This window comes from Lacihabitans sp. CS3-21, assembly GCF_024343675.1.
Lineage (GTDB): Bacteria > Bacteroidota > Bacteroidia > Cytophagales > Spirosomataceae > Leadbetterella.
The window spans coordinates 1-9,069 of sequence record NZ_RJUD01000030.1; the positions used below are offsets into that span (position 1 = coordinate 1).

9 protein-coding genes and 1 tRNA gene are annotated in these 9,069 nt (G+C 36.5%); 7 read left to right on the plus strand and 3 right to left on the minus strand.

What is annotated here, in order from left to right; genetic code table 11:
* Together EGI24_RS14020 and EGI24_RS14025 are read right to left on the minus strand one after the other, a co-directional pair.
* On the minus strand, window positions 1-391 hold a 391-nt coding region (locus EGI24_RS14020), incomplete at its 3' end, for an alpha-E domain-containing protein (RefSeq protein ID WP_255049078.1).
* 443 nt (window positions 392-834) lie between these two features.
* Window positions 835-908: transfer RNA gene (locus EGI24_RS14025), tRNA-His, on the minus strand.
* Between the two features lie 141 nt (window positions 909-1,049).
* Between EGI24_RS14025 and EGI24_RS14030 the strand changes: the two genes are divergently transcribed.
* The 6 genes from EGI24_RS14030 to EGI24_RS14055 all read left to right on the plus strand — a co-directional run bounded on the left by EGI24_RS14030 (window position 1,050) and on the right by EGI24_RS14055 (window position 7,401).
* Window positions 1,050-1,823 carry an SDR family NAD(P)-dependent oxidoreductase gene (locus EGI24_RS14030; protein ID WP_255049079.1) on the plus strand — a complete coding sequence of 258 codons (774 nt, stop codon included), beginning with the start codon at window positions 1,050-1,052 and terminating at the stop codon, window positions 1,821-1,823.
* A gap of 38 nt (window positions 1,824-1,861) precedes the next feature.
* The gene (locus tag EGI24_RS14035) at window positions 1,862-2,710 is read left to right on the plus strand and encodes a fumarylacetoacetate hydrolase family protein (RefSeq protein ID WP_255049080.1); all 849 of its coding nucleotides are present in this window, start codon (window positions 1,862-1,864) and stop codon (window positions 2,708-2,710) included.
* Window positions 2,711-2,762: 52 nt separating this feature from the next.
* Window positions 2,763-3,254: a hypothetical protein gene (locus tag EGI24_RS14040; protein ID WP_255049081.1), complete on the plus strand. Its 492-nt coding sequence runs from the start codon at window positions 2,763-2,765 to the stop codon at window positions 3,252-3,254.
* A 232-nt stretch (window positions 3,255-3,486) separates the two neighbouring features.
* Window positions 3,487-4,710: a DUF2130 domain-containing protein gene (locus EGI24_RS14045; RefSeq protein ID WP_255049083.1), complete on the plus strand. Its 1,224-nt coding sequence runs from the start codon at window positions 3,487-3,489 to the stop codon at window positions 4,708-4,710.
* A gap of 116 nt (window positions 4,711-4,826) precedes the next feature.
* Window positions 4,827-6,290, plus strand: a complete 1,464-nt coding sequence (locus tag EGI24_RS14050; protein WP_255049086.1) for a S41 family peptidase — start codon at window positions 4,827-4,829, stop codon at window positions 6,288-6,290.
* Window positions 6,291-6,402: 112 nt separating this feature from the next.
* On the plus strand, window positions 6,403-7,401 hold the full coding sequence (locus EGI24_RS14055; RefSeq protein WP_255049088.1) for a hypothetical protein: 999 nt from the start codon (window positions 6,403-6,405) through the stop codon (window positions 7,399-7,401).
* Window positions 7,402-7,522: 121 nt separating this feature from the next.
* Here EGI24_RS14055 and EGI24_RS14060 read toward each other — a convergent pair whose 3' ends face one another.
* Window positions 7,523-8,227 (minus strand): SDR family oxidoreductase, encoded by a 705-nt coding sequence (locus tag EGI24_RS14060; RefSeq protein WP_255049090.1) that lies wholly within the window; start codon window positions 8,225-8,227, stop codon window positions 7,523-7,525.
* A gap of 60 nt (window positions 8,228-8,287) precedes the next feature.
* Here EGI24_RS14060 and EGI24_RS14065 point away from each other — a divergent pair, with 60 nt between their 5' ends.
* Window positions 8,288-8,782 carry a dihydrofolate reductase gene (locus EGI24_RS14065; RefSeq protein ID WP_255049091.1) on the plus strand — a complete coding sequence of 165 codons (495 nt, stop codon included), beginning with the start codon at window positions 8,288-8,290 and terminating at the stop codon, window positions 8,780-8,782.
* The last annotated feature ends 287 nt before the right edge of the window (window positions 8,783-9,069 follow it).

A 9,069-nucleotide genomic window follows, 5' to 3' on the forward strand; every position in this document is an offset into this window, starting at 1 on the left:
GTAACTCTTCGAAATCAAGTTTTCTGGTGGTTGAAAATTGCTTAAAACTCAGATAAAAACTATTCAAATGTTCCCATATTTCTTTTGGTAGAGTCTCTTTTACTGTTCTCGCATTTTCTCTTGCATTGCCTAGGATATTGAAAATTGAATTCGGATTGTTCGGGTCGAACGTTATAAAGTAAATAATTTTGTCCTCAGTTTCTTCTGAATAAAGTTTATCATAGGTGGCTTTATCATGTGTCGCTTCTAGCAACAAGCCCCAATGCTCAGAAATCATTCCTGGTAAATCATAAGACAGATTGATGTTAACGCTTACAAAACGGGCGTAATTTTCAACTCGCTCGATGTAACGATTCATCCAATAGATGGAATTAGCAACTCTACTTAACATTTTCTTTGGTTTTTTTTATTCCAAATATACCCAAATATTAAATAGTTGCAAATGCTTAAGGAATTATTAGAATAAATTCATAAAAAAATCTTAAATCAGGATTTGTTCTTGTCTCAAAAATGGTTTTCGTTGTTTTGGGGAAGAGAAAGTACTTAGAGTCAGAATTTCAGACAAAAAAATCGAGTCTAATAAGACTCACTAAATACGGGGAGTGGGGCGGCATCCCGACTAATAGGGCAACTCGTGGACTATTTTTGTTAGCAGTTTTAAAAAAAAGCATAAAAAAAGCGAGCCTTAAAAAAGACTCGCTATATATGGGGAGTGGTGCGGCATCCCGTGGTGCGGCATCCCGACTAATGGGGCAACTCATGAACTATTTTTGTGAATAGTTTTAAAAAAAAGCATAAAAAAAGCGAGCCTTAAAAAAGACTCGCTATATACGGGGAGGCTAATGGGGCTCGAACCCACGACCCCCGGCACCACAAACCAGTGCTCTAACCAACTGAGCTATAACCTCCGTATTGAATTGGAGTGCAAAATTAGGTAAAAAAATGATTCAGTCAAATTTTGTGAGAGATTTTTTATTTACTTTTTTCTTAAAGAAAACTACCTTATTTTTGAATAAAATTGGATTTCCTAATTTAAATCATCAATCGGAATGTTTAAACTACATAAGAAAGTAGCAGTGGTCACTGGTGGTGCTAGTGGAATTGGCTTGGAGATTTCTCGAGCTTTTGCTAAGCAGGGAGCCATCGTGCATATTTTTGAACTAAATATTGACCTTGCAGAACGGGAGGCTGATTTAATAAATGCAAGTGGAGGCAAGGCTTATTGTCACAAAGTAGATGTTTCTAATCAAGAAGTGGTGATGAGGAAAATGGCTAAGATAAATGCCATTCAACCTATCAATATTTTGGTGAACAATGCTGGTATTGCCCACATTGGTACGGTAGAAACTACTGAGGAGGCCGATATGGACAAAATTTATAGCATCAATATCAAAGGACCTTACAACTGCATGCATGCTGTTATTCCTTATATGATAAAAAACGAGGGAGGGGTAATAATCAACATGGCCTCCATTGCAGCCACGGTTGGGATTCCAGATAGATTTGCTTACTCCATGAGTAAAGGGGCCATTTATAGTATGACTTTGCAGGTAGCAAGAGACTATGTGGCTGATAATATTCGTTGCAATAGTGTATCGCCAGCCAGAGTGCATACGCCTTTTGTGGATGGATTTATCAAGAAAAACTATCCAGGTAAAGAGAAAGAAATGTTTGAGAAACTCTCTCAAACACAACCAATCGGAAGGATGGCCAAGCCTGAGGAGATTGCCGCTATGGTCGTTTATTTGGCATCGGATGAAGCAGCCTTTGTGACTGGAAACGATTATGTGATCGACGGAGGATTTGTAAAATTGAACAATTAAAGCGTTAAAATACGCCTAACACTATACATTTATTCAAAATGAAATTAATAAGATTTGGAGCTTTTGAAAACGAAAAGCCGGGAGTACTATCATCCGATGGAAAAAAACTTAACGTGAGTGCTTTTGGAGAAGATTATAACGAGAAATTCTTTGCCACAAACGGCTTAGAAAGATTATCAGAATGGTTGAAAACCAACGAATGTCCTGAAGTTTCGGAAACCGAAAGATTGGGTTCATGCGTAGCAAGACCTTCTAAAATCATCTGTATAGGTCTTAATTATGCCAAACATGCAGCTGAGTCTGGTATGGATGTGCCAAAAGAACCGGTGGTTTTCTTTAAATCTACCACCGCACTTTGTGGGCCAAATGACAACGTAATTATTCCAAGAAACTCAGTAAAAACTGACTGGGAAGTGGAATTGGCTGTGATTATTGGAAAAAAGGCATCCTACATCACCGAAGAAACTGCAATGGATTATGTAGCAGGTTATGCTTTGCACAACGACTACTCTGAACGTGAGTTTCAGCTAGAACGTGGCGGACAATGGGTGAAGGGTAAATCAAACGATACTTTTGCACCACTTGGGCCGTTTATGGCTACGAAAGATGAAGTAGCTGACCCGCACAATCTTAACCTTTGGTTAGAATTGAACGGCAAAAAAATACAAGATTCAAACACCAACGACCTTATTTTCAATATTCCTCAGATTGTAAGTTACCTAAGTAATTTCATGACTTTATTACCTGGTGATGTGATTTCTACGGGTACTCCTGCCGGTGTGGGACTAGGCTTCAAACCACCGATGTATCTGAAAGCTGGAGATGTAGTGGAGCTTGGTATTGAAGGACTTGGAGAGCAGAAACAGACCGCTTTGGCTTGGGGGTGAGGTGATTCATGATTTACAATAGGTGATATTCTAAAAATTTGATCCCTTTATTATGGAAGAATATTATATGGCTTACAAACTAATTCCCAAAATGGGAATATCATGGCTGACACCTTCATTTTTTGCTTTGGTCGGTTTATGGCTACTCATGTACCAAGTTAAAGTTAAAGAAGAGATTTTTTCCTTGAATACCTTTATTGGAGTAATATTTACGTTTGCAGGTATTTGTTTTCCTTTTATACTTTATCAAAAAGAGTCATTTGATTACTACGATATAAAAAGTAAAATTTCGAAAAAACAGTACAAGTTAATAATGGGTGAGGTTGAAGAATTTAAGCCTCTTTATGGTAAAGGAAAAGAAAGTTTTATGGTCCGAGGAGTCAGGTTTGAATATGACGATTTTCATGATATCCAAGGCTTTCATCAAAGTTGTTCACAAGGTGGGCCAATTTGTAAAAATGGATTAAAAGTATATATTAAATATGTTGAATATCAGTATGGTAACAACATTATTGAACTGTGTATTAAAAAGGATTTAAAATGAATACTCGATTTGTTTTTGTTTGTCAAATTAATAATTACCCTATATTCTTGATTAAATTACCCTTAATCTATTTGCTAAATTACTTATCATTCCACCACTCGTTTTTTATTTTCATTACTTTTGTAAAATTAGGTTTTTCAAGAACTCATCACAATCAGAAGTGAAAAGTCTTAAGGCTCATTAGGAGTTGTGCTCCTAAGCGTCATAGCGACCTAGCTGAAAATAATAACCAATGAAACAAAACCTTACTACTTGTCCTAACTGCGGCCATCAGTTTGATGCGGGCGAAGCTTTGCAAAAACATTTAGAGATCGAACTCAAGAAAGGCATTGAAGCTCAAGAAAAGATAAATGCCTTAAAAATTGAAGAGTTAAAAGCCAAAATGGCGGAGGAAAAGCGGGTTTTTGAACAAGAAGAAAAGAAGAAAATGTGGGCAATTGCTCAAACCGAAGCACAAAAAAGATCTGATGAAAAAAATGCCGCCATGCTGGCCGCACTCAAAGAAGACAACGACCAAAAACAAAAACAAATAATACTTGGCCGAGAGAAGGAAATTGAGCTTTTGAAAAAGGAACAAGAACTGAAAAATCAACAAGAATTGATGAAGATTCAGCTCGAAAAAACCATGCTCGAAAAAACCAAAGACATAGAAGAAGCCGCCAAAAAACGCAAAGATGAAGAGTTTGAACTGGTAAAGAAAGATTTTGAACAAAAACTCAAAGCTCAAATGGACCTCGTAAATGAAATGAAGCGAAAAGCGGAGCAAGGTTCTATGCAGCTACAAGGTGAGGTGCAGGAATTGGCCATAGAGTCCATCCTAACTCAGGCATTTCCTTATGATCAAATAGAAGAAATAAAAAAAGGTCAGAGAGGAGCGGACGCGGTTCAGACCGTTATCAATGAGTTTGGGCAAATTTGTGGTAAAATAATTTTTGAAAGTAAACGTACGCAAAACTTCGGCGGTGATTGGATAGAAAAACTAAAAACTGATCAGCGAGAAACTGGTGCCGAAATCGCTGTATTGGTAACTCAAACCATGCCCAAAGAAATGGATAGGTTTGGTGAAAAAGATGGCGTTTGGGTCTGTGGTTTTTATGAAATCAAGAGCCTGGTGTTTGTTTTAAGAGAGATTTTGATACGCACGCAAATGGCTAAGTCAGTAAATGATAATAAAGCTGATAAGATGAGTGTTTTGTACAATTTTCTTACAAGTAGTCAGTTTAAACAGCAGATGGAAGCCATTGTAGATGGTTTTAGTAATCTTAAAAGTGAGCTAGACAAAGAAAAACGTGCAATGCAAAGAATCTGGAAAGAACGCGAAATGCAAATTGAAAAAGTGATAGGAAACACAATAGATATGTATGGTAGTATAAAAGGTATTGCAGGCAATGCAATTTCTCCAATTCAATATCTCGAGCTTGGAGGTGGGGATGAGTCAGAATTGACTGATTTATAGGTTTTTCCTAATAAATGGCTATTGAAACTACACATTTATAAAATTATTTAAGGTTTCAACCATTTTAGGCATGAATTTGGATTTCAAATTTTTAGCCAAATTACTATTTTTCTAATATGAAACGAATTACAATATTATTGCTTGTCCTATTTTCGGTGAAAGTCAATGCTCAAACCGAATGTAACTGCCAAAAAAACTTCGATGAGATCTCCCAGAAAGTTAGAGATAATTACTCTGCTTACAGTATGAAAGTAAATGCGACCACCAAGCCTGCTTTCGACGCCCTATCTAAAAAAGTTAAGGACAAATCGGCTGGAGTCACCGATCCCAAAGAATGCTTTGCTATTCTAAAAGAATGGACAGAGTTTTTTAAAGATGGTCATTTGTTTATAAATACCCAAACACCTTTTGTGGTAGAGGAACCCAAAGACGCAATCATTAAAAGAGCTACGGCTGTTCCAACTCAAAAGTTTGGTTCAGAGCAGATTTTCCAAGCTCATTTAACGGCAAATTTGGCCAAACTTTCTTATGTTGAAGGTATTTGGGAGAGCGATGATAAAGTCTATCGAATAGGTATTATAAAAGATGCCACCAATGCAAATAAGTTCTATGGTTTTCTATTGAACAAAAGAGATAATTTATGGGTAATTGGCAAAACGAAATTTGTTTTAGAGCAATTATCTGAGCTAAAATTCAAAACTACCTATTATTATGCCGATTTTACGCCAGAAATTACGATAACCAATGTGGTAAAGAATCTATTGGTAATGGAGAACATTTATAAATTCAATAAATTAAGTCCAATTCCAAAAGAGTTTGCTTCGCAAGACGATTTGATTCATAGAATTCCAGATTACAGAGTTGAAAAATTAGATTCTAACAATACTCTGCTAAAGTTGCCGCCATTTACAATGGCCAACGTTGAGCTGTATGTAAGTGAGTTGGTTAAGCAAAACGAAGGTCTAATAAGGTCAAGTAAAAACTTAATTATTGACTTAAGGAATAATCCTGGAGGAGATGAAAGTGTGTTTGATGCAATTTTCCCATACATAGCCAACGGGCCAATTGTTCGCCGCGGTTCAAAAATAAGAGCATCCATGGAAAACCAAATATTGCTCAATCATGAATTAAAGGCTATTCAGGATTACCCACAATATGCAAAAAACCTCGATCCAAAGCTTAGAGACATCATCAGAAAAATGCAGATGAATCCTGGAACTATCATTACAGGGGCAGACAAAACGTTTAGTTATCCCCCAAGTACCGCCAATCCTCAGAAAGTGGTGATATTGGTGGATAAAAACACGGCCAGTTCTGCCGAAAGTTTAAGTTTGGAAGCCAAACAAAGCTCTAAAACCATATTGATGGGAACCAACACCAAAGGGGCATTTGACTACACCGAAGTGCGAGACTGGGGCCTTCCTTGCTACGCTTGGAGACTGGCCTTGCCGCTGGGTTATAGCTATAGATTGCCACTTACCCCATTAGAAGGCATAGGTATAAAGCCCGATGTCAGAATTCCAGATACGGAAGTCGATTGGGTGGGTTTTGCAGTAAAATATCTCAATACACTGAAATAATGATTTGTTAATAGAAGCCTCCAATTTTGGAGGTTTTTTTTTATTTTTTATGTTTGGTTTTATCTTTTAGCGAAAAACGTATTTAATTAGTGTAAAATTTTCACCTGTCACAATGAAGCCATCCATTTTTTTCATTTTTCTTTTTCTCGCAATCCAAAGTTTTGCACAAAATTCCTTTTCGAACAAGCTAATAGGAAACTGGAAAAAGACTGAAATTCGAAGCAAAGACGGCAGTAAATTATACGACCAGACATATGTAAACGCCACTTTTGATATAGATGTGTTTTCAAAAGATTCGCTCCGATTGTTTACTAGTGGTAGAAGATTCACCTATCCTTATACGCTTAAAGACAGTATTCTAACATTTAATAAAATCGTATTTAAGGTAAAATCAATCAGTGAAAGTGAGTTGATTTTGGATCAAGCAGACTTTACGGATGAAACACAAGCACTTAGTTTGCGATTTATGCCTAAGAAATTATTTGATTTGACTTATACACCCACCTCTTACCTTTCCAAAAGCGGCGAAAGAGTATATCAGCAAGTAAACGGAAAATTGGAGCCATACTTTATAGATAAAAATATGGCTGTGATGGACTATGTTTTTGAAAAATTTGGTTTCCCTGAATATCGCAAAGGTGGATTTGTAGTGCGTTTTGTGGTTACCAAAACAGGAGCTCTTAAAGGCATCACTGTGGTGGCTTCTACCAATGACAAATACAATGAAAAACTCATATCCGCTGTAAATAAAACCAAAGGTAAGTGGCAGCCTGCTGAATATATGGGCGAAAAAGTGAATGTAGAGGTAGAATATGACTACAACTTGAGTTATTCGGAAAGGGAAACAAGCTCAATTGTAGACTCACTTGAGTATTCTAAAATGTATTACGATTACGGAAATGATTTCTTTGAGAGGGCGGCATATAAACAAGCTGAGACCTACTACCAGAAGTCAATAAACTACAACCCGCTCAATATCAATTCATATTATCAACATGCAGCATGTTTGATATTACTTCGCCGCAAAGACGAAGCCTGTAAAGATTACCAACAATTGGTGTTCTTGGAACAGAAAAAAGCCAAAATACTTCAGGATAAGTATTGTAAGTGACACTTAATTAGTTAATGCGATAATGAGTTAATGTGCTAATAATGAAACCTTTAATTATTAACAAGAGTTTTCATTAACCAATTAACCCCCTTCGACTTCGCTCAGGGCGAGAATTAACCAATTATCCTGGCATCGTTGGTCTTACCTCGATTTTACTTGGAAGAGTTCTGGCTGGCATTTTGATGAGATCAATTACCATTTGGCCGATATCTTCAGGTTGGATTTTCCAGGCGTCGGCGTCTGATGGCACATGACCGTTGAAATAAGAAGTTACCGAGCCTGGCATTATGGTCGTTACTTTCACTCCTTTGCTTCTTACATCGAGCATAAGTGCCTGTGTAAAACCTACCAAACCAAACTTGCTGGCATTATAAGCCGTGCCGTTTACAAAGAAATTTGTTCCAGCCAAACTCGCAATGGTAATAATATAACCTTTGCTCTCTATTACCTTTTCTAAACATGCTTTTACTGTATTAAAAACGCCCGTTAGGTTGATATCAATGGTTTCGTTCCATTGTTCGGCGGTAAGGGTTTCTATGTTTCCGAAATGCCCCACACCCGCATTGGCCAATACATAATCCAAACTTCCCCATTTAGCTATGATTTCTTTTACATTTTGCTCTAAATCTTCAGGTTTTCTTACGTCAGAAACAAAGCCAATAGCCGAATCTGGATTTATTTTGTTCAAAAGTTCCAAAGCTGAATTTACGGCCTCGGCATTTCTACCCGTTATGGCTACTTTTATATTTTCTTTCACCATGGCTTCGGCTATTCCTAAACCAATTCCTTTCGAACCACCTGTTATAAAACCTACTTTGTTTTTCATTTTGTTTTTGAAGATTATTCGCAAATTTAGTCGGATATTTGCCTAATATATCAATAAATCATGGATATTTCTATCATAGTGGCAGTGGCCGATAAAGGCGTAATTGGCAATGACAATCAGTTGTTGTGGAGACTTTCAGAAGATTTGAAACTGTTTAAAAAACGTACCACAGGCCATGCCATCATTATGGGTCGAAAAACGTTCGATTCTATCGGAAAGCCACTTCCCAATAGAGTAAATATCGTGATTTCTCGAAGTAAAGATTTAGAAATTGAAGGTTGCACTGTTGTGAATTCTTTGGAAAAAGCTATTGATGTAGCAAGCCAACAGACGGACAAAAACGAGATTTTTATAATCGGTGGTGAAAAAATTTACACTTTGGCGGAAACCTATGCCAACAAACTCTATCTAACTAAAGTAATCGCCACCCTTGAGGGTGATGCATTTTTTGACCTTAAACCTTACAAAAACTGGACTTTGGTTTCATCAGTTTCATACAAGAAAGATGAGAAAAATGAATATGATTTTGACGTTTTAGAGATGGTTAAACCTTGATTTAAACATGAAGTTATTAAGAAATGAAGTAAATGAAGATTTCGTTTGCCTTAATATCTCTTAAATTTTTCACTTTCTTAATGTTAGAAAAATCACACGTTTTGATTTAAACATGAAGTTATTAAGAAATGAAGTAAATGAAGATTTCGTTTGCCTTAATATCTCTTAAATTCTTCACTTTCTTAATGTTAGAAAAATCACACGTTTTGGTTTTTAACATGAAGTGATTAAGAAATGAAGTTAATGAAGATTTCGGTTTGCCTTAATATCTCTTAAATTCTTCACTT

Bases quoted from the DNA above. Each gene is read 5' to 3' on its own strand.
- EGI24_RS14035 (WP_255049080.1), top strand. From the start codon at position 1,862: ATGAAATTAATAAGATTTGGAGCTTTTGAAAACGAAAAGCCGGGAGTA.
- EGI24_RS14060 (WP_255049090.1), bottom strand. From the start codon at position 8,227: ATGAAAAACAAAGTAGGTTTTATAACAGGTGGTTCGAAAGGAATTGGT.
- EGI24_RS14065 (WP_255049091.1), top strand. From the start codon at position 8,288: ATGGATATTTCTATCATAGTGGCAGTGGCCGATAAAGGCGTAATTGGC.
- EGI24_RS14040 (WP_255049081.1), top strand. From the start codon at position 2,763: ATGGAAGAATATTATATGGCTTACAAACTAATTCCCAAAATGGGAATA.
- EGI24_RS14055 (WP_255049088.1), top strand. From the start codon at position 6,403: ATGAAGCCATCCATTTTTTTCATTTTTCTTTTTCTCGCAATCCAAAGT.
- EGI24_RS14045 (WP_255049083.1), top strand. From the start codon at position 3,487: ATGAAACAAAACCTTACTACTTGTCCTAACTGCGGCCATCAGTTTGAT.
- EGI24_RS14050 (WP_255049086.1), top strand. From the start codon at position 4,827: ATGAAACGAATTACAATATTATTGCTTGTCCTATTTTCGGTGAAAGTC.
- EGI24_RS14030 (WP_255049079.1), top strand. From the start codon at position 1,050: ATGTTTAAACTACATAAGAAAGTAGCAGTGGTCACTGGTGGTGCTAGT.